This is a genomic window from Pseudomonas sp. B5(2017), assembly GCF_002112825.1.
Taxonomy (GTDB): Bacteria; Pseudomonadota; Gammaproteobacteria; order Pseudomonadales; family Pseudomonadaceae; genus Aquipseudomonas; species Aquipseudomonas putida_Z.
Genome location: NZ_NEIR01000010.1, coordinates 160,241 through 183,458 on the forward strand (window position 1 = coordinate 160,241; position 23,218 = coordinate 183,458).

25 protein-coding genes and 1 pseudogene are annotated in these 23,218 nt (G+C 64.9%); 16 read left to right on the forward strand and 10 right to left on the reverse strand.

The window, feature by feature from the left end; all coding sequences use genetic code 11:
- The first annotated feature begins 78 nt into the window (after window positions 1–78).
- From CAG00_RS16710 to CAG00_RS16770, 12 genes and pseudogenes are all read left to right on the forward strand, one after another.
- The gene (locus CAG00_RS16710; protein ID WP_085615693.1) at window positions 79–942 is read left to right on the forward strand and encodes a Dyp-type peroxidase; all 864 of its coding nucleotides are present in this window, start codon (window positions 79–81) and stop codon (window positions 940–942) included.
- Window positions 943–1,031: 89 nt separating this feature from the next.
- Window positions 1,032–1,940: an aldo/keto reductase gene (locus CAG00_RS16715; protein ID WP_085664826.1), complete on the forward strand. Its 909-nt coding sequence runs from the start codon at window positions 1,032–1,034 to the stop codon at window positions 1,938–1,940.
- A gap of 4 nt (window positions 1,941–1,944) precedes the next feature.
- Window positions 1,945–3,228, forward strand: coding sequence for an NTP/NDP exchange transporter (locus CAG00_RS16720; protein ID WP_085664827.1), 1,284 nt, complete (start codon window positions 1,945–1,947; stop codon window positions 3,226–3,228).
- A gap of 205 nt (window positions 3,229–3,433) precedes the next feature.
- Window positions 3,434–3,553 (forward strand): annotated as a pseudogene (locus CAG00_RS16725) (general stress protein); the annotation flags it as partial.
- Window positions 3,554–3,613: 60 nt separating this feature from the next.
- Window positions 3,614–3,811: a hypothetical protein gene (locus CAG00_RS16730; protein WP_085664828.1), complete on the forward strand. Its 198-nt coding sequence runs from the start codon at window positions 3,614–3,616 to the stop codon at window positions 3,809–3,811.
- Window positions 3,812–3,832: 21 nt separating this feature from the next.
- Window positions 3,833–5,167, forward strand: coding sequence for an iron-containing redox enzyme family protein (locus tag CAG00_RS16735; RefSeq protein ID WP_085664829.1), 1,335 nt, complete (start codon window positions 3,833–3,835; stop codon window positions 5,165–5,167).
- The gene (locus CAG00_RS16740) at window positions 5,167–6,120 is read left to right on the forward strand and encodes a class I SAM-dependent methyltransferase (protein WP_085664830.1); all 954 of its coding nucleotides are present in this window, start codon (window positions 5,167–5,169) and stop codon (window positions 6,118–6,120) included. The genes CAG00_RS16735 and CAG00_RS16740 overlap by 1 nt, the downstream gene beginning before the upstream one ends.
- 6 nt (window positions 6,121–6,126) lie before the next feature.
- Entirely contained in the window at window positions 6,127–7,233 is a 1,107-nt protein-coding gene (locus CAG00_RS16745; RefSeq protein WP_085664831.1) for a carboxylate-amine ligase, read from the forward strand.
- A 56-nt stretch (window positions 7,234–7,289) separates the two neighbouring features.
- Window positions 7,290–7,877 (forward strand): nucleosidase, encoded by a 588-nt coding sequence (locus CAG00_RS16750; protein WP_085615705.1) that lies wholly within the window; start codon window positions 7,290–7,292, stop codon window positions 7,875–7,877.
- Window positions 7,878–8,240: 363 nt separating this feature from the next.
- A complete protein-coding gene (locus tag CAG00_RS28835; protein ID WP_085664832.1) occupies window positions 8,241–8,753 on the forward strand; it encodes a hypothetical protein in 513 nt (170 codons plus the stop codon).
- 450 nt (window positions 8,754–9,203) lie between these two features.
- The gene (locus tag CAG00_RS16765) at window positions 9,204–10,109 is read left to right on the forward strand and encodes an SDR family oxidoreductase (RefSeq protein ID WP_075045213.1); all 906 of its coding nucleotides are present in this window, start codon (window positions 9,204–9,206) and stop codon (window positions 10,107–10,109) included.
- A 72-nt stretch (window positions 10,110–10,181) separates the two neighbouring features.
- Window positions 10,182–11,003, forward strand: a complete 822-nt coding sequence (locus tag CAG00_RS16770; RefSeq protein WP_046614175.1) for a Ku protein — start codon at window positions 10,182–10,184, stop codon at window positions 11,001–11,003.
- Window positions 11,004–11,168: 165 nt separating this feature from the next.
- Here the strand turns inward: CAG00_RS16770 and CAG00_RS16775 are convergent, their stop codons facing one another.
- The 5 genes from CAG00_RS16775 to ligD are packed head-to-tail and all read right to left on the reverse strand — an operon-like array spanning window position 11,169 to window position 16,784.
- On the reverse strand, window positions 11,169–11,828 hold the full coding sequence (locus CAG00_RS16775; protein ID WP_085664833.1) for a glycosyltransferase family 2 protein: 660 nt from the start codon (window positions 11,826–11,828) through the stop codon (window positions 11,169–11,171).
- On the reverse strand, window positions 11,825–12,424 hold the full coding sequence (locus tag CAG00_RS16780) for a bifunctional 2-polyprenyl-6-hydroxyphenol methylase/3-demethylubiquinol 3-O-methyltransferase UbiG (RefSeq protein WP_025339086.1): 600 nt from the start codon (window positions 12,422–12,424) through the stop codon (window positions 11,825–11,827). The genes CAG00_RS16775 and CAG00_RS16780 overlap by 4 nt, the downstream gene beginning before the upstream one ends.
- Before the next feature lie 11 nt (window positions 12,425–12,435).
- Window positions 12,436–13,191: a PIG-L deacetylase family protein gene (locus tag CAG00_RS16785; protein ID WP_085664834.1), complete on the reverse strand. Its 756-nt coding sequence runs from the start codon at window positions 13,189–13,191 to the stop codon at window positions 12,436–12,438.
- Window positions 13,188–14,231 carry an acyl-CoA dehydrogenase family protein gene (locus CAG00_RS16790; RefSeq protein ID WP_085664835.1) on the reverse strand — a complete coding sequence of 348 codons (1,044 nt, stop codon included), beginning with the start codon at window positions 14,229–14,231 and terminating at the stop codon, window positions 13,188–13,190. Before CAG00_RS16790 ends, CAG00_RS16785 begins: the two co-directional genes overlap by 4 nt.
- Window positions 14,232–14,291: 60 nt before the next feature.
- The gene (gene ligD, locus CAG00_RS16795) at window positions 14,292–16,784 is read right to left on the reverse strand and encodes a DNA ligase D (protein ID WP_085664836.1); all 2,493 of its coding nucleotides are present in this window, start codon (window positions 16,782–16,784) and stop codon (window positions 14,292–14,294) included.
- Window positions 16,785–16,912: 128 nt separating this feature from the next.
- Between ligD and CAG00_RS16800 the strand changes: the two genes are divergently transcribed.
- Window positions 16,913–17,377 carry a phosphotransferase system, HPr-related protein gene (locus CAG00_RS16800; protein WP_085589667.1) on the forward strand — a complete coding sequence of 155 codons (465 nt, stop codon included), beginning with the start codon at window positions 16,913–16,915 and terminating at the stop codon, window positions 17,375–17,377.
- Window positions 17,374–17,598 (forward strand): metallothionein, encoded by a 225-nt coding sequence (locus CAG00_RS16805; protein WP_085664837.1) that lies wholly within the window; start codon window positions 17,374–17,376, stop codon window positions 17,596–17,598. Before CAG00_RS16800 ends, CAG00_RS16805 begins: the two co-directional genes overlap by 4 nt.
- Window positions 17,599–17,791: 193 nt before the next feature.
- On the opposite strand, the gene CAG00_RS16810 is transcribed toward CAG00_RS16805, so the two are convergent.
- The 5 genes from CAG00_RS16810 to CAG00_RS16830 are packed head-to-tail and all read right to left on the reverse strand — an operon-like array spanning window position 17,792 to window position 22,100.
- Window positions 17,792–18,220, reverse strand: a complete 429-nt coding sequence (locus CAG00_RS16810) for a hypothetical protein (protein WP_085664838.1) — start codon at window positions 18,218–18,220, stop codon at window positions 17,792–17,794.
- A gap of 34 nt (window positions 18,221–18,254) precedes the next feature.
- Window positions 18,255–19,202: a lysylphosphatidylglycerol synthase domain-containing protein gene (locus tag CAG00_RS16815; protein WP_085664839.1), complete on the reverse strand. Its 948-nt coding sequence runs from the start codon at window positions 19,200–19,202 to the stop codon at window positions 18,255–18,257.
- Window positions 19,202–20,404: a cardiolipin synthase ClsB gene (gene clsB / locus CAG00_RS16820; RefSeq protein ID WP_085664840.1), complete on the reverse strand. Its 1,203-nt coding sequence runs from the start codon at window positions 20,402–20,404 to the stop codon at window positions 19,202–19,204. The genes CAG00_RS16815 and clsB overlap by 1 nt, the downstream gene beginning before the upstream one ends.
- On the reverse strand, window positions 20,401–21,186 hold the full coding sequence (locus CAG00_RS16825) for an endonuclease/exonuclease/phosphatase family protein (RefSeq protein ID WP_085615733.1): 786 nt from the start codon (window positions 21,184–21,186) through the stop codon (window positions 20,401–20,403). The genes clsB and CAG00_RS16825 overlap by 4 nt, the downstream gene beginning before the upstream one ends.
- Window positions 21,183–22,100 carry a DUF72 domain-containing protein gene (locus CAG00_RS16830; RefSeq protein ID WP_085664841.1) on the reverse strand — a complete coding sequence of 306 codons (918 nt, stop codon included), beginning with the start codon at window positions 22,098–22,100 and terminating at the stop codon, window positions 21,183–21,185. The genes CAG00_RS16825 and CAG00_RS16830 overlap by 4 nt, the downstream gene beginning before the upstream one ends.
- Window positions 22,101–22,266: 166 nt before the next feature.
- Between CAG00_RS16830 and CAG00_RS16835 the strand changes: the two genes are divergently transcribed.
- Both CAG00_RS16835 and CAG00_RS16840 read left to right on the forward strand, forming a co-directional pair.
- A complete protein-coding gene (locus CAG00_RS16835) occupies window positions 22,267–22,641 on the forward strand; it encodes a low affinity iron permease family protein (protein ID WP_025339097.1) in 375 nt (124 codons plus the stop codon).
- A gap of 22 nt (window positions 22,642–22,663) precedes the next feature.
- A complete protein-coding gene (locus CAG00_RS16840) occupies window positions 22,664–23,215 on the forward strand; it encodes an ATP-dependent Clp protease proteolytic subunit (RefSeq protein WP_025339098.1) in 552 nt (183 codons plus the stop codon).
- Window positions 23,216–23,218: the final 3 nt, after the last annotated feature.

Consider the following 23,218-nt stretch of genomic DNA (forward strand, 5'->3'; position numbering starts at 1 on the left):
CCAGCGAGGCTGTATGCCGCGTTGCAGTAGGCCTGCAGGCGCAGTAGCATTCCGGTTTTTACCGAGGATTAGCCTGTCATGCCGTTCCAGCAAGGTCTGCTTGCCACCCCGGTGCCGGCCCACGCCCGTCACCTGTTCTTCACCCTGCAGTCGCCAGAGGCCCTGCCTGCCGCCCTGGATGCCTTGCTGCCGCAGGTCGATGGCGAACAGCTGATCCTGGGTGTCGGCGCCCCGCTGGCCAAGGCCCTGGGCCGTGAAGTACCTGGCTTGCGCGCCTTCCCGCAGCTGGATGCTGCAGTGGAGAACCCCAGCACCCAACACGCCCTGTGGCTGTGGCTGCGCGGCAACGAGCGCGGCGACTTGCTGCTGCGGGCCCAGGCCTTGGAGCTGGCATTGGCACCGGCCCTGCGCCTGGCCGACAGCGTCGACGGCTTCCTGCATCGTGGCGGCCATGACCTGACCGGCTATGAGGACGGCACCGAAAACCCGGTGGACGAAGAGGCCGTGCAAGCGGCCATTGGCGCCGATGGCTCCAGCTTTGCCGCGTTCCAGTTATGGAAGCACGACCTGGAGTACTTCAAGTCGCTGCCCCAGGCCGACCAGGACAACATCATCGGGCGCCGCCTCAGCGACAACGAAGAGCTCGACGACGCCCCCGAGTCCGCCCACGTCAAGCGCACGGCCCAGGAAAGCTTCGAACCAGAAGCGTTCATCGTCCGTCGTTCGGTGGCCTGGGCAGACCAACGTGGCGCTGGCCTGGCCTTCGTGGCCCTGGGCCACAGCTTCGATGCGTTCGAGGTGCAGCTGCGGCGCATGAGCGGCCTGGAGGACGGCATCATCGACGGCCTGTACCGCTTCAGCCGGCCACTGACCGGTGGTTACTACTGGTGCCCGCCCATGAGCGAGACGGGTGTCGACCTGAGCCTGCTGCTGCAAGCCTGATCGCTAAACATCCAGATACAGAAACACCGGACGCAGCGGGGTACAGCGGCTAGCCTTGAAAGTTTCCGCTTCGTGACGGGAGCTTTTCCATGTACGCACGTCGTGATGTCCTACGTGCGGGTGCTACCTTGGGCTTGCTGGCCGCCAGCCCCTGGTTGCACGCCGCTGCCCCGGCGGGCTTGCTGACCCGCAACGTGCCGAGCACCGGTGAAGCGCTGCCGGTGATCGGTGCCGGTACCTCCGGCAGTTTCGAAGTGCAAGCCGGTTCGGCCCAGTACCAGCAGCTGAAAGTTGTACTGAAGGCGTTCTTCGAAGGCGGTGGCCGGGTCATCGACACCTCGCCCAACTACGGCGGCGCCGACAGCATTCTCGGCCAGCTGCTGGAAGAGGGCGGCTGGCACCGGCAGTGCTTCATCGCCACCAAGATCGCCGCCGACAGCCGGGCAGACACCGAAGCGCAATGGGCCGGCAGCCTCGAGAGCCTGCGCACCGACAAGGTCGACTTGCTGCAGATCCACAACCTGCGCGACTGGCAGACCCAACTGCCCTATGCCCGCGAGTTGAAGCAGCAGGGCAAGACCCGCTATGTCGGCATTACCCATTACCTGAACAGTGGCCAGGACGAGGTCGCCCGCATCGTGCGCAGCGAACCGCTGGACTTCATCCAGATCAACTACTCGGTCAATGCCCCCGACGCCGCCCGCGAACTGCTGCCGCTGTGCCAGGACAAAGGCGTCGCCGTGCTGATCAACCGGGCATTCGACGATGGCCGCCTGTTCGCCCGGGTGAAGGACCAGGCCTTGCCCGGCTGGGCCGCAGAGGCAGGTATCGGCAGCTGGGCGCAGCTGTTTCTGAAGTTCGCCATCAGTCACCCGGCGGTGACCACGGTCATCCCCGCGACCAGCCGGCCCGAGCGCCAACTTGACCAGCTCAAGGCCGGGCACGGGCCGTTGCTGACCCAGGCGCAGCAACAGGCGCTGATCAAGCAGTTTGCCTGACACCATGGCAGCCTGGCGGCGGCGCCTGGACCAGGGGCTGAACATCCAGCCCGGCGAAGGGCCGGTGGTGATCGCCGGTTTGCTGCTGTTCTACCTGTTGTTCACTGGCTATTTCATGCTGCGCCCGGTGCGCGAAACCATGGGCGTTGCCGGTGGCGTGGACAACCTGCAATGGCTGTTCACCGGCACCTTCATCGCCACCCTGGCGTGCCTGCCGTTGTTTGGCTGGCTGGCCTCCAAGGTGCAGCGCCGGTACATCCTGCCCTGGACCTACGGCTTCTTCGCCAGCAACCTGCTGCTGTTCGCCGTGCTGTTTGCCCGCAATCCGGAAGCTTCGTGGACGGCTCGGGCCTTCTACATCTGGTTGTCGGTGTTCAACCTGCTGAGCATCTCGCTGGCCTGGAGCGTGCTCGCCGACCTGTTTTCCACCGCGCAAGGCAAGCGCCTGTTCGGCCTGCTGGCGGCCGGGGCCAGCCTGGGTGGGCTCAGTGGCCCCATCCTGGGCACGCTGCTGGTGGCGCCGCTGGGCCATGCCGGGTTGCTGGTGCTGGCCGCGGCGTTGCTGCTGGGCAGCATCGGCGCCACGTTGTACCTGCAACGCTGGCGAACGCGGCATCCACTGCCGGCGCAAGCCGAGCGGGCAGGTTCCCGGCCACTGGGCGGCAACCCGTTTGCCGGTGCCACTGCCGTACTGCGCTCGCCCTACCTGCTGGGCATTGCCCTGTTCGTGGTGTTGCTCGCCAGTGTCAGTACCTTCCTGTATTTCGAACAGGCGCGCATCGTCAGCGAAACCTTCACCGACCGTACCCGGCAAACCCAGGTGTTCGGCCTGATCGACACCGTGGTACAGGCCTTGGCCATCCTCACCCAGGTGTTCCTCACCGGGCGCCTGGCCCGCCGCCTGGGGGTGGGCGTGCTGCTGGTGGCGGTGCCGCTGGTGATGGCTGCGGGCTTCCTGTGGCTGGCACTGGCCCCGGTGTTCGCCGTGTTCGTGGTGGTGATGGTGGTGCGCCGGGCCGGTGAGTACGCGCTGGTGCGGCCGGGGCGGGAGATGCTGTTCACCGTGCTGCCCGCCGAGGACAAGTACAAGGCCAAGAACTTCATCGACACCGTGATCTACCGCGGCGGTGACGCGCTCAGTGGCTGGGTCAAGCGGGGGCTGGATGTGATGGGCGAGTACCCGCAACTGGCGATGTTGATCGGTACGCTGATTGCCCTGGGCTGGGCGATGACCGGAGGTTTGCTGGGAAGGCGACAGGCACGCCTGGAAACCACATCGCGCGACTGACAGGCGCGCCAAATATGCTGATGCCGCTTATTTAATGCCGTTGGTCCGAACGCTTCGCATTAAACCGAATCCGTCGAAATGACCGAACTCCCAACTGGTGTACGGCAGGTAATGCCGTGCATTCCGAAGTCATACGAGGTTTAAGACCATGGCCAACAAAGAGAACAGCCGCACCGGCAACCAGCAAGGCAGCCAGGGTGGCAACAAGAACCCGGGCAACTTTGCCAATGACCGCGAGAAAGCCTCCGAAGCTGGGCGCAAGGGCGGCCAGCAATCCGGTGGTGGCCGTACCAGCGAATCGGGCCGCAAGGGCGGCCGTTCGTAAGTGAGGCTACGCAGTGCCCGGGTGATCGGGCACTGCGATTCTGCACATGAGGAGAACCCCATGCGATTGATCCCTCTCATAGCGCTGGTGGGCACGCTTGGCTTGCTGGGTGGCTGTTTCGACCGGGACAACGACCACCCGGCAAAGGATGCCGACCAAAGCAAACCTTCGCTGCAGATGCAGCAACCCGGCGACCAACCTGCTCCCCAACCTGCGCCGGACCCCGAGCCGATGCCTGGCCAGAAACCCAGCCAATAAAACGCGGACAAGGACTACGGCATGACGGTAATGACCCGCAAGACCGGCGCGGTGATACCGGCTTCGGCAAATGGGCCAAGCCTGAAGGAGCGTTACCACAAGTTGCTCGTGGCCCACGACACCACGAGCGCGGCGTGGCTGAGCGAACAATTGGCACGCGCGCAGCGTTTGCCGGATGACCTGCCTGCCGATCCTGCTCAGCTGCAAGCCTGGAGCGCTAGCCATGCAAACCAGGTGGCCGAGGCCTATGCCAGTTACCTCGAGCAACGACGCCAAGGCGCGCCGCGGCGCTATTTTGCCAACCGCGCCCAGGCGTTGTGGTTCCTGCAACAAGTGGCGCCCACCAAGGCAGTGGACGGGGCATGGCTGCACAGTACCTTGCGACAGTGGAGCGATCCGCGCTATCACGGCCTGATTCGCACCTACCTGGAAGAACTGGGCGGCGGTGATCCGCGCTGCAACCATGTGCTGATCTACCAACGGCTGTTGAGCCGGCTGGGTTGCCTGGGTATGCCTGAACTGGACGACCAACGTTACCTGCAGGGCGCCTTGCAATTGGCATTGGGGCGCCACGGCGATGATTTCCTTCCCGAGGTGATCGGCTACAACCTGGGCTATGAACAACCACCGTTGCATCTGCTGATCACCACCTACGAACTGGCGGAATTGGGCATCGATGGCCATTATTTCCAGCTTCACGTGACCATCGACAACGCGGCCAGCGGGCATGCGCATCTGTCCATCCAGGCGCTACGCCAACTCTGCCCGGCCGACGACGCTGGCCAGTTCTACCAGCGGGTGCGCAGTGGGTACCGCTTGAACGACCTGGGGCTTGATACACCCAGCCTGATCAGCAGCTTCGATCTTGAATCCGAATTGCTGTCGGCACTGGAGCACAAGCGCAATTTTGGCCAGTTCATGCATTCCGACCATTGCCGCCTGCAAAAGCGTACCGTCAACCAATGGCTGGCCGAACCCGGCGCCATGCCCGCGTTTCTGCAGGCCCTGCAGGCGCAGGGCTGGATCCGCCGTGGTGAAGCACCCGCCAATAGCCGCTGGTGGGGGCTCATCGACGGCCCCTCGGCACCGATGTATGGCGTGTTCACGGCGTATGAAAAACAACTATGGCACGACTGGATCGCGGCAGGTTGGCAAGCCCGGGGGCGCCGCGTGCTGCCTGGCAGCTGGGAGGTGCAAGTGCAATCGGATGATGCGCTTTCCACTCCTGCCGCGGACGCCGATATCGAGACGTTGATCGACACGATGTCCGGTAACCGCCATGCAACACCGGAAGGCTTGCTGGCCACTCGGCGCTATATGCGTGCTACCGGCCTTGTTCAGGAGATCACCCGCTGATGCTGCTCGATCCGCAACAGACCCAGGCTGACCAGGCAGTGCTGCAACTAGGCAGGCGCCTGCGCGCCGACGGCTACCGCTTCACTTGCGTCACCCCGGCAACCCATGCTCGCGTGAATGCGCGCCCGGAAGCCGGGCAGGCCAGGACAGTGCGCGATGTGTTCGGCTGGAACCGTCCGTTCCGTTCGTCACTGGTTTCTGCCGATGAGCTGGACCAGATGCGGCAGGCCCAGGTACTCGAGGAGCACGGTGATTTGCTGATCAGCCGCGTGCGCTGGTCCACGCTCGACGACCTGCTGCTGGTGCACTCCGCGTACCCCACCCAACATTCCGACGCGGTGTTTTTCGGCCCCGACAGTTACCGTTTCGCCCAGGTCATCCATGATCACTTGCAACGCACGCCAAAGCGTGTCGAGCATGCCGTGGATATCGGTTGCGGCACGGGTGTCGGCGCCTTGCTGATTGCCCGGGCGGCTCCCCATGCCCAGGTCAGCGCCGTGGATATCAACCCGCTCGCGCTGCGTTACACCGCGATCAACGCGGCATTGGCGGGCCTGAGCAATGTGTCCGTGGAGCCAAGTGACCTGCTCGGCGGCATTACCGGGCTGTTCGACCTTATCGTTGCCAACCCGCCGTACATGCTCGATGCCAGCGAACGTACCTATCGGCATGGCGGCGGTTCGCTCGGCGCGCAGCTTTCGCTGCGGATCGTCGAACAAGCCTGCGAGCGGCTCGGCTCGGGGGGCTCGCTACTGTTGTATACCGGCGTGGCGATCGTCGAAGGCCGGGACGCCTTGCTCGAAGCCATTCGCCTGCGCCTGGCGGGCCCGGAATGGTCCTGGGTGTATCGGGAAATCGACCCGGACGTGTTCGGCGAGCAACTGAACGAACCCGGTTACGAGCAGGTCGAGCGCATCGCCGCGGTGGTGCTCACAGTTACCCGCAACAGCTGAGGCAGCATGGCCCGACCCTGCACGTTCGGCATCGAGGAAGAATACCTGCTGGTGAACCTGGACACAGGGCAGGTGCCAGCCACACCTTCGCCAGCCGTGGTCGGGCGTTGTCGCAAGGCGCTGGGCCAGCATTTTGCCCAGGAAATGTTCCGCAGCCAGATCGAGGTGGCCTCGCCGGTGTTCGCCAACCTGTTCGAGGCACGCGAGTTCTTCCAGCACAGCCGCCAGCAGCTGAACACAGCGCTGGCCGAAGAGGGCATGGGCCTGTACGGTGCGGCGAGCCACCCCAATGCCGCCTGGCTGCGGCAGAAACCTGCTACCCCGGCGCACTACCAGCAACTGTTCGCTGACTACCGGCATGTGGCGCGGCGCAGCCTGCTCAACGGCCTGCATGTACACGTGGGCGTACCGCCAGGTTGCGACCGCATGCAATTGATCAACCGCGTACTGGGCTGGTTGCCCCTGTTGCTGGTGCTGAGTGCGTCATCCCCGCTGTGGGAAGGCCAGTGCACCGGCTACATGAGCTATCGTCGGGTGATTTGCGGGGAATGGCCGCACATGGGCTTGCCCGAGCCGTTGCCGGACTGGGCCGCCTACGAGCGCTACCGTGCATTGCTGCAACGCACAGGGTCGCTGGCCGCGGATGGCGACTTCTGGTGGGCGATCCGGCCTTCGCGGCGTTTCCCGACGGTCGAGCTGCGCATCTGCGACGGCTGCCCGCGGCTGGAGGACGCGCTGTGCATCGCTGCGCTGTTTCGTCACCTGGTGGAGCACAGCATCGTGTACCGGCATGACCCGGCGGCCTGCAACCGCGAACAGCGCTGGATCACCCAGGAAAACTACTGGCGCGCCATGCGTCATGGGCGCCAGGGCGAGTTCATTGGCCTGCATGAGCAACAGCCGGTCACGGCCGAAGGTTGGTTGGCTCAATTGCAGGAGCAGTTGCCGATCGACACCGCAGACGCCGAGCGCGCCTTCCACCATGCACAACGCCTGCTGCGCGACGGCACCCATGCCGACCAGCAACTGCAATGCCTGGCTCAGGCCAGCGCTGCCGGCCTGGGCAGGGCGCAGGCGTTACGGGCCGTGGTGGCCGCCGGGGCTTGCAATTAGCCGGGGTTTGCCGAAAATGGCCGCGCCTTTCGCAGCCACTCGGAACCACCTGCGCCATGATGCTGATCAAGCAATTCCCCGACATTTCACTGGACGACACGTTGTTTGTCTTCGCCCTCGAAGCCGAGGCCGGCGATGTATTCGCTGACGTCAACACCGTGTTCACCGGCATCGGCAAGGTCAATGCCGCCATCGCCCTGACCAAGGCCATTGCCGCGCGCCGGCCCAGGCTGATCGTCAACCTCGGCTCGGCCGGCAGCCAGCGCCATGGCAAGGGCGAGGTGGTGTGCTGTACCCGCTTCGTGCAGCGCGACATGGATGTGACCCCGCTTGGCTTCGCCCGCTACCAGACGCCTCTGTCGGACATCCCGGTGGTGCTGGAGCATGGGGCGCAGATCCCCGGCCTGGCCCTGGAAACCTGCGGCAGTGGCGACAGCTTCGAGATCAACCATGGCGATGCACCTTATGACGTGGTCGACATGGAAGCCTACGTGCTGGCGCTGATCGCACGCGGCGAAGGCATCCCGTTCGTGTGCCTGAAATACATTTCCGATGATGCCGGCAGTGACGCGGCGCAGGACTGGGCGGTGCAGGTACACCTGGCGGCTGAGGCTTTCAGGCAGGTGCTGTTCAGCCAGGCGTGACTGCTGGCAGGCGCCGACACGTGCCTTGGCCTGATATTCGGTCCTTTGAACTCAGGCAGACAGTACTAGTCTTATTATGTGGGAATATTTCCCACGCAAAGATGCTGACTGGCTCTGAAGGATCGTGCGAAACCGAAGCTGCTCGCTGACACTGCAGATCTATGGCCGCGCCGGTTGGCTGTCCGCTCCATGGGCGGTTGCGAACTCATTGGTCATTGCGTTCGATACGGAGATGACGACGCAACTCCAAGCGGAGGTGCATCATGTTGCTCAAGAAATGTTTGTTGGCATTGGCAATAGGTGGCGTCCTGTCGGCCTCGACCGTCCTGGTGCCCGACTACATCGGTAGTTTCTCCAGCGTGTATGCCAAAGACGGTGGCAGCGGCGGTGGTGGTGGCCACGGCGGCAGCGGCGGTGGCGGTGGCTCTGGAGGTGGCGGCGGTCACGGTGGTGGCAGCGGTGGTTCTGGAGGCGGCGGTCACGGTAGTGGCGGCGGTGGCTCTGGAGGTGGCGGTGGTCACGGTGGTGGCAGCGGTGGATCTGGAGGCGGTGGCGGAGGCAGTGGTCACGGCGGTGACGGCGGTGGCGGTCATGGCGGCCATGGTGGCCCGGGGGCCGGCGATGGTGACCATGGTGGCATGGCCGGCAGAGGCCCAGGCGATGCGCATGACAACGACAACGACAACGACAACGACAACGATGCGGCAGACGCCGCCAGGGACGCAGCGCGAGACGATGCTGATGCAGCCAGAGACGCTGCAAGGGCTGAGGCAGATGCCGCCCGGGATGCGGCAAAAGCTACTGCAGATGCCGCCAGAGACGCTGCCAGAGCCGAGGCGGATGCAGCCCGCGACGCTGCAAAAGCTGCTGGCGTAGCCGGCGCAGATGAAGCCAGAGACGCTGCCAGGGCCGCGGCAGATGCTGCCCGCGACGCAGCCAGAGACGAAGCTGATGCCGCCAGAGATGCTGCCAGGGCTACGGCAGATGCCGCCAGGGACGAAGCCAAAGTCGCTGCCAATGCAGCCAGAGACGCTGCAAGGGCGGATGTGGACGACGCGCCAGATGCTCCAGACGCGCCAGATGCACCGGATGCGCCGGATGTCGACGCAGCTGAGGTACGGAACTAGTCACTTTGAGTGACGTATCGACCGCTGGTCAGTGTTTGGGCCAGTCGGAAAAAACCATCGATGGCGGTTTACCTCGAAATCGGTAGAACGGCCTTCGCGGGCTTGCCGCTCCCACAGGACTACCACCAGTTTCAATACCTGTGGGAGCGGGCATGCCCGCGAATGGGCCAACACCGGTTTCACCAGAGGAGTGGCCCCCATGCCCAGCAAACCGCACGACCAGTTCAGCATGCAGAACCCGCTGACCCAGTACCCGCACCCTCCGTTCCCGGCCCAAGGCCAGCCAGCACCGGGGTTGGACGCCAACATGCAGCCCGAACCAGACCACGGCGAAACCACCTACAAGGGCTTTGGCCGCCTGGCGGGGCGCAAGGCGCTGATCACCGGCGCGGACTCGGGCATCGGCCGGGCAGTGGCCATTGCCTTCGCCCGCGAGGGTGCCGACATTGCCCTCAATTACCTGCCCATCGAACAACCCGATGCCCGCGAAGTCATCAAGCTGATCGAAGCCGAAGGCCGCAAGGTGGTGGCCCTTGCCGGTGACCTGAAGGACGAGCAGTTCTGCAAGGAACTGGTCGACCAGGCCCACGAGCAGCTCGGCGGCCTGGACATCCTGGTCAACGTCGCCGGCAAGCAGGAGGCGCGCAAGGACATCAGCCAGGTCAGCCACGAGCAGTTCGACCACACCCTGAAAACCAACGTCTACGCGCTGTTCTGGCTGTGCCAGGCGGCCGTGCCGCTGATGCCGGCGGGGGCGACCATCATCAACACCGCCTCGATCCAGTCCTACCAGCCTTCGGCCACCTTGCTCGACTATGCCACCACCAAGGCCGCGATCGTTGCCTTCACCAAGGCCTTGGCCAAGCAGGTGATCGAGCGCGGTATCCGGGTCAACGCCGTTGCCCCTGGCCCCATCTGGACCGTGCTGCAGCCCAGCGGCGGCCAGCCACCGGAGAAAATCCCCGACTTCGGCGCGCATACACCGATGAAGCGACCGGGGCAGCCCGCCGAATGTGCGCCGGTGTATGTGTTGCTGGCCAGCCAGGAGTCCAGCTACATCACCGGCGAGGTGTTCGGCGTGACCGGCGGCAACCCGCTGCCGTAGGGCGGGGCGGCTAAACCTTCGCCGCCCGTTGCAGTCGATTCAGGTATTGGCAGGCAACCTGGGAGCACCTCAATGGCTAGGGCAATCTGGAAAGGCGCCATCAGTTTCGGCCTCGTGCACATCCCCGTGGCCCTCAACACCGCGGTGCGCACCGAGCGGGTCGATTTCGACTGGCTCGACAAGCGCAGCATGGAACCGGTCGGCTACAAGCGGGTGAACAAGGTCACCGGCAAGGAAATCGACAAGGACAACATCGTCAAGGGCGTCGAGTTCGAGAAGGGCCGCTACGTGGTGATCAGCGAGGAGGAAATCCGCAAGGCCCGGCCCGAGGCGACCCAGACGATCGATATCTTTTCCTTCGTGGAGGCTGGCGAGATCCCGCTGCAGCACTTCGACACGCCGTACTACCTTACCCCCGACCGCCGTGGCGGCAAGGTGTACGCCTTGCTGCGCGAAACCCTGGCAAAAACCGGCAAGGTGGCGCTGGCCACGGTGGTGCTGCACACCCGACAGCACCTGGCGCTGTTGCGCCCGCTGGATGATGCGCTGGTGATGATCACCCTGCGCTGGCCCGAAGAAGTGCGCGGGCTGGAAACGCTGGAACTGGACAGCAGCGTCACCGAGGCCAAGGTGGACAAGCGCGAACTGGACATGGCCAAGCGGTTGGTGGAAGACATGAGCGGGCCCTGGAAGCCCGCGGATTACCACGATGCCTTCCGCCAGACCATCATGGACCTGGTGGAAGAGAAGGCCAGCAAGGGCAAGATCGAGACTGTGGAGAAGGGCGAGGCGACGGAAGCGGGGAAAAGCGCGGACATCCTCGACCTCACCGAACTGCTCAAGCGCAGCCTCGGTGGCAAGAAGCCGGCGAAGAAGACACGCAAGGCGTCGTGAAAGGAATCGTCACCGCAAGCCAGCTCGCATGGAACTGAACATAACGCGGCCCCCTGTGGGAGCGGCTTTAGCCGCGAACACCGGCGCAGCCGGTGCCATGCACCGCGTTGAATTCTTCGCGGCTAAAGCCGCTCCCACAGGGATCGCGCCGCTTGGGAACCAGGATCAGACCTGTGTCTGCAACCCCGCCAGATAATCACCAAACCCTTCGCGCGCGCGGCTGTCGCGCCGGCTGCTGGTGGCCACGCTATGCCTGGCGGTCCATACGATCTGCGCCCCACTGGCCTGCAGGTCGTTGACCAGTCGCACATCCTCATGTGCCGCCAGGGGCTGGAAGCCGCCCACCCGATCATAGGCGTCGGCACACACACCCAGATTGGCCCCATGCACATGCCGATGCCCCTCACGTGCCTGGTAACGGCTGTGGTACAGCTTGCGCAAGGCCGCTGTCTGCCAGGGTTGCCAGTACTCGACATGCACCGTGCCGCACACCACCTCGGCCCTGCAGGCCAGTTGCGACAGCAGCCAGTGCTCTGGCACCCGGCTGTCGGCATCGGTGCAGGCCAGCCACTGCGCGCCGCGCTCGACCATGTATGCCGCGCCCACCCGGCGGGCCATACCGACGTTGCCGGCATCCACCGTCAGCACCTGTACACCGAAACGCCTTGCCACGGCGGCGCTGCCATCGCTGCAGCGGTCCAGCACCACCAGCACCTCCACCTGGTGCCCCGCCTGCTGCGCCTGCAGGGCGGCAGCCAGTACTGCCCGCAGGCAGCGCCCAAGGCGCCGGGCCTCGTTGTGGGCCGGGATCACCACGGCAATCATGGGCAGGTCTCGTCGAGGTCGACCACGCTGGGCTGAGAGGCCCAGTACTCCAGCACGAAGTCCGCCTCGTCATGCTGGAACTGCAGATACAGCGGCAGGTGCCGGGCCAGCATGCGGTGCACTTCACGCCCGTCCTGCGGGCAGCCGGCGATGGGATGCTTCCAGTGGCAGGCCAGCAGCCCACCGTCGTAGGTCAGGCTGGCCACCGACTGTTCGATCACCTGCAACCAGTCGGTCGGGTCGAGGTAGTAACCCACCTCGCTCAGCACGATCAGGTCGAAATGCCCATGCGGCCAGTCCGAGGGCAGCCGCGCCAGTTCCACCGAGACATTGCTCAGTCCAGCCAAGCGTTCACCGGCCAGCGCTACCGCAGTAGGGTCCAGGTCCTGGCACAACAGGTTGGCACAACGCTCGGCCAGCAACGCGCTCAGCTCTCCATTGGCACAAGCCGGCTCGAACACGCGCTGGTAGCACTGGCGCGGCAGGCTGGCCATGACCAGCTCGCGCTTGCGCTTTTCGTACCAGCGGGTGCGAAAGGCCCAAGGGTCTTCACTGGTGGCGTACAGGTCGGCGAAATACTGTGGGTCGAGGCTCATGACAACTCCATTTACAGGAACACCAGTTCGAAAGGTTGCAGCAGGCAATCCAGCAAGTTCGGCGGCAGTACGGGCGGGCGCTGGCCATCCGGCTCCAGCTGGCTGACATGGGCGGCCAGGGCCTTGCGCTTGCGGGCCAGGCTGGCCTCGTCCAGCTGGATGCGGTGGGCCCGCGGCCAAGGCAGGCGCGGGTCGTCCGGTTGCGCCCAGTGCCAGGCCCACACGGGTACCTCCAGGCATTGCACCTTGCGCATCCGGGCCGCCTGCGCCGCAGCCCGGCCCACTGCCTCGTGGTCACAGTGACCATCGCCGCTCCAGGTGGCCATCAGCAGGTCGTCAGGCCTGAGCAACTGGCTCAGGTGGTTGAGCAGAAATGCCTCGTCACGTGGCAACGCGCCGTCCTTGAGGTGGAGCCGCCGCCAGTCCATGCGGCCGAGGTCGAGGTCAAGCTGTTGCAGCGCATGGCGGCTTTCCAGCGGCCTTTGCCGGCGCAGGCGGTGTTCGCTCCAGTGGGTAGAACCGGGGTGGCTGGCTTCACCATCGGTGGCGGAGATCAGCACCAGGTCGTCTTCCCGGCCATGAAAGCCCGCCAGCAGCCCGCCGGCCATGAGAATTTCATCATCGGGGTGCGGAGCCAGCAGTACCAGGCGGCGGCCTGGCGGGCACAGCTGCTGCGGGGTGATCCAGGTGGCCCTGGCCAGGTGCGCGGCCTGCTGCCAGGCCGCCCACGGCGTACCGCTGTTCGCCTGGATCAGGTTCTGCCTCATAGCTGCCAGACTCCCGCCGGCCGTTGTGCCAACTGCTCGCCGAGCGCCGCCAGGTCGCGCTCGGCATGGCTCTGGCGCAGGAACACCGGCAAGTCGGCGCTCAGCCGGGCAAAGTGGTTGTCGCGGCAGAAAGGCGTGGCGCCCAGCGCCCGGCCAACGTGGTGGATCACCTGCTCCACGGCCTGTTCCACCTGGGCGCGGGTGCGGCGCACTTCGAAGCTGGCGTCCGCGCCTGGCTGGCGGTCGATCCACGCCGCGCATTCGCGCAGTGCCGCCCTGGCGCCGTACAAGGCTGCATCGACCGCGCCCAGGTGAGCATCGGCATGTGGGTCGGGGCGGGGGTTGCGGCAGTGTTCGCGCAGGTAGTCTGCCAGGGCTTCGGCGGCGCCGTACCAGCAGGCCGCAATGCCAGCGCCGCCGTGCCAGAACCCGGGGCGTGACAGGTATTGCCCAGGGCGGCCGATGGCGATGCCGGGGGTATGGTTGAATTCGACTTCGACACTGGCGGTGGTGGCCATGCCGATGGCCTGCCAGCGGTCTATGGCAAGGCCCTGGCTGGGATGGGACAGTTCGATGGCCACCAGCTGGGGCTGGTCGTGCTGGTCCCAGGCCGTGACCAGCGCCCGGTCGATCTGCAGTGCGCCCGAACACCAGGCCTTGCGACCCTCCAGGCGGACCTGGTCGCCATCACGGGCCACGATGCAGGCGCGGGCATCCGGCGGTTCGGCGGCCCACACGCCCCATATACCCTCGGCAGCGTGGTGTGCCGCAGCGCATTCGGCAAGGATCGCCAACGCGTCGGTGTGGCCCTCGTACAGCTTGGCCAAGGCCAGGTCACAGCCTGCCACCCGAGCCAGGGTTTGCCAGCGCCGTAGCGTATTGCCCTGGCCGGGCAGGGGCAGCAGGTCGAGGTGGTCGGCTTGCAGTGCCTGGATCAGCTGCGGCAACTGGGTATCCAGATTGAGCGGTTGCTGCCGCTCGCTGAAGGCTCGCAGCAGGCGATCGAGGTTGGTCAGGTCAAAATCCTGGACGATGCTCATGGGCTTGGCTCCTTGGTGAGGCACTGCGGGCGTAGGCGTAGCGCTGGAGGCAAGCCGCCATCAGGCCAGCCCCAGCTGCTTGCGCATGCCCACGGTGATCGATTGCCTTGTCTTGCCATACTCCGCCCAGGGGTCGTCCACCTCGCCCAGGCGTTCAAGCACGTTGCCGATGTTCCACTGGTTGGCGCCCTTGAGTTGCGGCAGTTCCTCGCGCCAGATCGGCACGGATACCGGCAGGCCTTCGCGGGCGCGCAGGGTATAGGCGCAGGCGGTGGTCGCGCCCTTGCCGTTGCGCAGGTAGTCGATGAAGATGCGCCCGATGCGATTCTTGGGCCCGGATACGGCACTGAGCCTGTCGGGGAACAGCCTGGCCAGGTAATCGACGATGCCGTGGCTGAACGCCTTGACTTCATCCCAGCTGGCCCGCCGGGTCAGGGGTACGACCAGGTGCATGCCTTTGCCGCCACTGGTCTTGAGAAACACCTTCAAGCCCAGTTCATCCAGCAGCGTCAGGGCCAGCTGGGTCGCTTCGAGCATGGCCTTCCAGGGCAGCGCCGGGTCCGGGTCGAGGTCGAGGACGAAGCGGTCGGGCTTGTCGAAGTCCTTGTCGGTGGCGTTCCAGGTGTGCAGCTCGATCATGTTCATCTGCACGGCACCCAGCAAGGTGTCGGCGCGGTTGACGACCATCGCCGCCTGGCCGGCCTCGGCCTTGTCGTAGCTGAGCACGTTGGGCAGATGCAGTTGGCCGGCGTTCTTCTGGAAGAACAGCTCCCCGGCCAGGCCATCCGGCGCGCGCACCAGCGCCACCGGGCGGTGCTCGAGCTGGGGCAGTATCCATTGGCTGACAGCGGCGTAGTACTCGGCGACCTCACGCTTGGTAACGCCGCTGGTGGCGTCGACAACCCGCTCGGGGTGGGTCAGGCGCAGCTCGCCCAAGGCCTCGGGGGCCTTGGCCTGCTTGCGCTTGGGCAGGGTCTTGGCGGGCATGCTGCGCTCCAGGTCGATGGCGGTAGCCGGTTTGTCATCACGCAGGCCGTGAAACACCGAGTGGCGCACGATGCCGTCACGGGTCATCTGGGCGTAGGCGACTTCGGCCAGCAGTTGCGGTTTCAGCCAGTGCACGCCCCGGGCTTCGGCCCCGGTGGGCGGGTTGGGCAGGGCCGGCCTGGCGGTTTCCAACGGTTTCAGCCGGGCATGAATGCTGGCCAGCGTGGTTGCACTGAAGCCGGTGCCAACCTTGCCGGCATAGCGCAACTCGCCGCTGTCGTTGTCGTGCAAGGCCAGCAGCAGGGCGCCGAAACCGCTGCGGCTGCCTTTGGGGTCGGTGTAGCCGACGATCACGAACTCCTGGCGCTGCTTGCACTTGAGCTTGATCCAGTCGGGGCTGCGGCGGCCGCTGTAGGGGCTGTCGACGCGCTTGCCGATCAGGCCTTCGAGTTGCAGCCGGCAGGCGCTGTCGAGCAGGGATTCGACGGGCTGGTCAAAGTCGGCGGAGTACTTGAGTACGTCCGATTCGTTGTGTTCCAGCAACTGCTGCAAAGTGTTGCGCCGGTCCTGCAGCGGTAACTGACGCAGGTCCTGGCCGCCCAGGAAGGGCAGGTCGAACAGGTAATAGGTGATGTGCTCGTCATGCTCGGTGTCGAAAGCGTTCTGCAGCGCCTGGAAGTCCGCCGCGCCGTCTTCGCCGGCCACCACCACCTCGCCATCGAACCAGGCCGAATCGAGGCCCAGCGCACGCAAGGCGGCAACCTGCCTGGGCATCTTGCCGCTCCAGTCATGGCCATTGCGGGTGAACAGGCGCACGTCATCACCGTCGATGCGGGCAAGGATGCGGTAACCGTCGAACTTGACCTCGTAGCGCCAGTCGCCACTGGGCGGGGAGTCGACCAAGGTCGCCAGTTGTGGCTGCAGCTGTGCCGGCAACGGCACCTTCCGGCCTTTGCTGGCGGTTTTGCGACGTGGCGCGGCGGCCTTTTTTGCTGCCGGCTTGCGCGGCACCAGCGTGCGGTCGCTGAGCACGCTGTCGGGCTGGGCGTCGACGATGCTGTAGTCGGCTTCGCTGCGCGCCTGGCTGTCGTGCGACTTGACCAGCATCCACTGCTCCTTCTTGCCGGCCAGGTGGGTGCGGAACAGGTTCCATACACCGCCGAGCTTTTCGCCTTGCAGGCGAAAACGCAGCTTGCCCTTGGCATAGGCCTCACGCGCATCGCCTTCGGGCTCCCAGATGCCCCGGTCCCACACGATCACGTCGCCCGCGCCGTAATGGCCTTCGGGGATATGGCCTTCGAAGTCGGCGTAGTCCAGCGGGTGGTCCTCCACGTGCACGGCCAGGCGGCGCACCTTGGGGTCCAGCGACGGCCCTTTGGGGATGGCCCAGCTTTTCAGCGTGCCATCGAGCTCCAGGCGGAAGTCGTAGTGCAGGTGGCTGGCATCGTGCTTCTGGATGCAGAACTGCAGCGCGTGGGCCCGCTTGCCACGGCTGCGCTTGCCGCTGGGCTCGGGCGTGGCATTGAAGTCGCGCTTGCGCGCATATTCCTGCAGGGGCTTGGCCATGGCGGGCTCCGGGCGGTTCGCAGTCTCTAATCTGGGAGGCAGCGGCCCGGGCGGGAGTTCAAAAAAACTCTGAATCTTCCAGCAGCTGGTGCAGTCGACCGAATGAAGCCACCTGACGGAGAACGCACATGGCCCGAGCAGATGAACCGAAGCCGTATACCCCCACTGAAATCGACGACACCGAAGACCGCATGGGCAGCGTGCATGAACTGGACTTCGACGAGCGCCTGGATGAACGCGAGGGGCGTGTGGGTGACGAGCGACCGGCCGCGGACGTGGCCCGCGAGTTCCCACCGCGGCGCGTGGCCGAAAGCGGCATGACCGGCGGCGAGGCGTTGAGCGACAGCCTGCACGAGGACAACGTCACTTACGACGACCTGAGCCCGGACACCTTGCTGGATGAAACCGGTGCCCGCGACCCGCATGAACCGGGCGGCAGCGGCGGCCCTGCAGACAAGACCCTGAGGCGGGTAGAGGCCAACGAGATTGGCGGCGGCATAGGCCTGGACGAAGCCGAACTGGCCCGCTCCGCGCCGCTGGATGGAGAGCCCTGGGCCGATGATGTGATCGATGACGAGGAGAGCAAGCCATGAACGAGGTACGTTGTGCCTGTGCGCATTGTTCCTGCACCGTGGATGCCAATGCCTTGCAGCTCGAAGGCAAGGTGTATTGCTGCGAGGCCTGTGCCAGCGGGCATCACAATGGCGAGCGGTGCCGGATGCCTGATTGCCACTGTGGTGAAAAGACCGGGGAAAGCGCGGTGGACAATGCGCTGGACGAAACTTTTCCGGCGAGTGACCCGATTTCACCCTGAAACATCGCCGTCTCATAGGTTCTGCATAGGTCTATGGGGCTGTGATGATCCTGTAGGAGCGGCCTTGCGTCGCGAAAGGGCCGCAAAGCGGCCCCGGCAAATTTCCGTGCGAAGCTGAAATCTTGGGGCCGCGCTGCGGCCCTTTCGCGACACAAGGCCGCTCCTACACAAAGCAGCGCGCAGGCCCGCAGAATCAGTGAGTCTGCCAGATGCCGTTGCTACGCTCGCAATCGGTGCGGGCCTGGCCCAGGCTGGGGGTGTCGTAGTAGTAGGTGATCACCCGTGCATCCTTGGGCAACGCCGGCTTGTCACCGCCAGCTGCCTTGGGGTTGGCCAATGCCTCCTGGGTCAACGGCGCGATGCAACTGCCGACGCTGCCATCCGCACAACGCGCGACCTTGTGCTTTTCGCTGTTGAGCATGTCCTTGCTCTCGTTGCTGCATGACCAGTTGATCGCTTCGGCGGGCAGGTTGCTGTAGCTGTAGCAGCTGTGCCGCTCCACCGGCGTTACCGCCTCGCTGGAGGAGCGGGTGAGCACATTGCAGGCTTCGGCCAGGACTTGGCCGCTGGCCAGGCTCGCCACCATCAGTATCAACATCGGCTTCAAGACAGCGCCACGCATTTGCCACCTCCCGGGCCACTGGCCCTCGATAGGTCTAGGCAGGCTTGTCGCGCCGGCGCATGGCCTTGGCGCGTTTCTCCAGGATCAGGTAGGTCAGCACCGCCAGCAACAGCGGCACCAGGTAGTACAGCGTGCGGTAACCCAGCAGGGCCGCCACCAGTGTGCCTTGGGCAAGCTGCCCATGCAGCAGGGCCAGGAACACCGTTTCCAGCACACCCAGCCCGGCCGGGATATGCGCGACCACACCAGCCACGCAACTGATCAGCAGGATGCCAAGTATCGACGGGTAGAAGGCGTCGCCAGGCAGCAACCAGAAGATCAGCAGTGCCATCAGCGCCCAGTTGCTGGCACCCAGTACCACCTGGCACAGCGCCAGGCGCAGCGACGGCAGCGTTACCTCATGGTCGCGCCAGCGCCAGGTGCGTTTTTTGGCGAAACCACAGGCCAGCAGGTAGCCTGCGGCAATCGCCAGCAATACCAGGCCGATCAGTTGCAGGCCGCTGGCGCCGACCGCCCAGTTGGCGGGCAGCTCGACCAGGCGCAAGGCGAACACCGTGCCTGCCAGCAGCATGTAGCCCATCCAGTTGGTCAGCAGGCCCAGGGTGAGGATGCGCGTGATGGTTGCCGTGTCCAGGCCCAGGCGGCTGTAGAGCCGGTAGCGCAAGGCAACGCCACCCACCCAGGTTGTGAAATTGAGGTTGAAGGCATAGCACACGAAGGCAACCGGCAACACTTGGCGGGCCGGCAGGTGGTGGCCGGTGTAGGCCCGGGCCAGCAGGTCGTAGCTGGCGAACGTCAGGTAGCTGCACCCGGCCAGCACCAGGCCGATGGCCAGGGTGCCAGGCTTGTAGGCCAGCAACGACTGGCGCACTTCGTTCCAGTCCAGGTTGCGCGCCAGCAGGTACAACAGCGCAGGGATCAGGATCAGGAATGCCAGGGTGAACAGCCGCTTGCCCCAGATTTGCCAGTGTTTTCGCGCCATCAGGTCTTGCCCTCGTGATAGTCAACCTGTGCCTCGGCCTCCGGCTGCACCGAGCGCAGGTGCTGACGGTGCGCCGGGAACCAACCGGCAATCCGCGGGAAATGGCGGATCACGTGGAAACACACGAATATCAGCGGTGCCCGCCACCAGTAGCCGCGAACCATGCGTTCCAGGGTGACCGGCTTGCATTGTTCGCGGGCCAGCGCCTGCAGGTGCTGGTTGAGCTGCTGGTTGAAGGCGCGGTCACGGATGAACAGGTTGGCTTCAAGGTTGAAGGACAGGCTGAGCGGGTCCAGGTTGCTGGAGCCGACCGTGGCCCACTCATCATCCACCAGCGCCACCTTGCCGTGCAGCGGCCGTTGGCAATACTCGTGAATGGCCACACCGTCGCGCAGCAGGTAGTTGTACAGCAGTCGCGACAGCGCCCGTACCCAGCGCATGTCTGGCTGGCCCTGCAGGATCAGCCGGACCTCCACGCCGCGCCGGGACGCATTGCGCAATTCACGCATCAGCCGGTAGCCCGGGAAGAAATACGCATTGGCCACCACGATGCGCCGCCGGGCACTGCGAAACGCCTGCAGGTAGTGGGCCTCGATATCGGTGCTGCGCACCTTGTTGTCGCGCTCGACCAGCACGGCGGTGCAGGTACCGGCAGGCTCGGTCAATGGCCTTACCGCGCTGGGCGGCTGCAGCACCGGTGACATCAGGCGCTTGCTGGCGGCATGAACCTGTGCCACCACCGGGCCGACGACCTCCACGGCATAGTCCTGCTTGGCCATGGGACCAAAGTCGCCCAAATGGTCGGCGCTGTAGTTGATGCCGCCAATGAAGGCCCGCTCGCCATCGACCACCACGATCTTGCGGTGCAGGCGCCGGAACAGGTTGGTGCGCATGCCCACCAGCCGCGGCTGCGGGTCGAAGGCGTGGAAACTGACTCCGGCATCGGTCATGGCCGCAATGAAAGAGTCGGGCAGGTCGGCCGTGCCGTACCCATCCACGGCCACTTCGACACGCACGCCGCGGCGGGCGGCATCTATCAGCACCTGCTGCAATTGCTGGCCAACCTTGTCATCGAAGATGATGAAGGTCTCCAGCAGGATTTCCTCCCGTGCCTGGCTCATGGCCTCGAACACGCGGGGGTAGTATTGCTCGCCATTGATCAGCAACTGCACGCAGTTGCCGTCTACCCAGGGTCGGTTCACAGTTTGATCTCCGAAGCCAGAGGGGCGTGGTCGGAAAGGTGCGACCACGGGTACTTCGACAGCACCTGGGCCGTGCCGGGCATGGCGTTGCGCAGGTAGATGCGGTCCAGGCGCAACAACGGCAGGCGCGCCGGGAAACTGCGTGCCGGGGTGCCGAAATGCTCGCCGAACGCTTCCACCAGGTGTTCGCACAGCACCGCATCGGCCTTCAGCCGCCAATCGTTGAAATCGCCGGCAACGATCACCGGGGCCTTGGGCGGCAGGCTGCCTAGCAGGTCCAGCAGCAGCTTCACCTGGCGTTGCCGGTGGGCCTCGCGCAAGCCCAGGTGCACGCACACCGCATGCACCTGGTCATGGCCAGGCACTTCCAGCTGGCAATGCAACAGGCCGCGCTGCTCGTTGCCCTGCACCGAGACGTCCAGGTTGTCGAAGCGGCTGATGGGGAATTTCGACAGCAGCGCGTTGCCGTGGTCGCCATGGGGGTATACGGCATTGCGGCCGTAGGCGAACTGCGGCCACATGCTGTCGGCCAGGAACTCGTACTGTGGCGTATCCGGCCAGGCCGGGTGGCGCAGGGCATGCTGCTGGTGGCTGCCGTGCACTTCCTGCAGGAACACCAGGTCGGCGCCGGTGGCGCGCACGGCTTCGCGCAACTCGGGCAGGATGAAGCGCCGGTTGAAGAAGGTGAAGCCCTTGTGCACGTTCAACGTCAGTACATTCAGACTACGTACGGCGGTGATCTTGTCGATGATGCAGTGCGGGGCAGGCAGGGTCCTGTTCACAGGGTCACCTCCGGCACCACGCCAGGCTCGGTCATCAGCTCATGGTCCAGCGACAGCTTCTGCAACAGGCGCCGGGCGTCATAAGGCGCATGGACTTTCTGGTCGTTGTCGAAATAGCAGTAGACGTCACGGGCGGCGCGCCGCGGTGGCGGCCCTGGCACCACCAGCTGGGCATCGTCGGCCTGGCGGCCCTGGCTCCAGTGCTGGATGCGCTGCTTCCAGCGCCGCAGCGCCTGGGCGGTATAGCCACTGCTGTACAGCTCGACATCGCCATGCAGGCGCATGTACACGAAGTCGGCGGTAAGGTCCTCGACATAGGGCCATTTACCGGCACTGTCGGCCACTACCAGCGCTACCCGGTGCTTGCGCAGCAGCTTGATGAAGGCTTCGCACAAAAAGCTTTCGTTGCGGATTTCCACCGCGTGACGCAGCCGTGCGTTGCCCTTGATATCGGTGCTGCCGTTGTCCTTCAGGCGTGGTGCACACCCCTGTGCGCATTCGCGGGCATCCTTGCGGCTGTGCGGCAGCAGTTCGAGAAAGCGGGCGAAGCGGGCCTCGTCGAACTTCATGTTCGGCGGAAACTGCCACAGGAACGGGCCCAGCTTCTTGCCGAGCAGCAGCGGCCCGGAGGCGAAGAAATTGGCCACGGCCTCTTCGATGTCCTCGAGCCGCCGTACATGGGTGATGTAGCGCGGGGCTTTCACCGCGAACACGAACCCAGGCGGCGTTTCGTCATGCCAGCCCTGGTAGCGTTCGGGTGTTTGCAGGCTGTAGAACGAGCCGTTGATTTCAATGCTGTTGACCGCTCGCGAAGCGAACGCCAGTTCGTTGTCCTGGGGCAGGCCCTTCGGGTAGAAATCCTTGCGCCACGGGCCGTAGCGCCAACCGGAGATGCCGATGCGGATATCGCTCACGCTGCCTTCCTCATTGCCGGGTCCTTGTTCGGTCACTCTGAAAGTGCGACCGGTCAACAGCGGCCAGGGTTCAGCACGGTTGACCAACGGAAAAGGCTGATGCCGCGTGGAACTTTGCGGCCCGCGGCGTTTCCACCGCATACCTGCTATGAGGAAGGGCGCCAGGATGAAATTCGACCGTTTCGCCCAATGGCTGGCCAATTGGGCCGGCCGCCCGCTGACTTTTGGCATCGCCTGCCTGCTTATCCTGATCTGGGCAGTGACCGGGCCGCTGTTCGGCTTCAACGACACCTGGCAACTGGTGATCAACACCTCGACCACCATCATCACCTTCCTCATGGTGTTCCTGATCCAGAACACCCAGAACCGCGACAACGACGAACTGCACATCAAGATCGATGAGCTGTTGCGCACCACCCAACAGGCGCACAAGGCGCTGCTGGACCTTGAAGACATGGACCCGGCCGAGCTGCATGCCCTGCGCAAGCAGTACCGGCAGATGGCCGGGCAGGGTGACGATGCGCAGAAACCCAAGGAATGACCTGCCAACCCTGGAGGCAAGCATGGCCAGACATATCGTCCACTTCACCGGGCCTATCAATTCATCCACCTGCGGCAACCTGATCAACACCTGTTCGCGGGCGTTGCAGCAGGGGGCCGAAGTCCTGCAACTGAACATCGCCACCATGGGCGGCGAGTGCAGCTACGGGTTTACCTTGTACAACTTCCTGCGGGCGTTACCGGTCGAGGTGCATACCCACAACCTCGGCACGGTGGAATCCATGGGCAACATCCTGTTCCTGGCCGGGGATCGGCGCACGGCATGCAGTTACAGCAAGTTCCTGTTTCATCCGTTCCACTGGACCTTGCATGGCTCGGTCGACCACTCCCGCATGGCCGAGTATGCGATGAGCCTGGACTATGACCTGCGGCTGTATGCACAGATCGTCGCCGAGCGGACTGAAGGGGCGGACGAGGTGCTGGATGTACCGCGGTATCTGATGGCCTACCCGCGGATACTCGGGCCCCGGGAGGCATTGGCGAACGGGATGATCCATGCCATTGACGAAATGCCGATCGAGGCAGAGGCGTGTCAGTGGAGTGTGCATGCCTAGCGG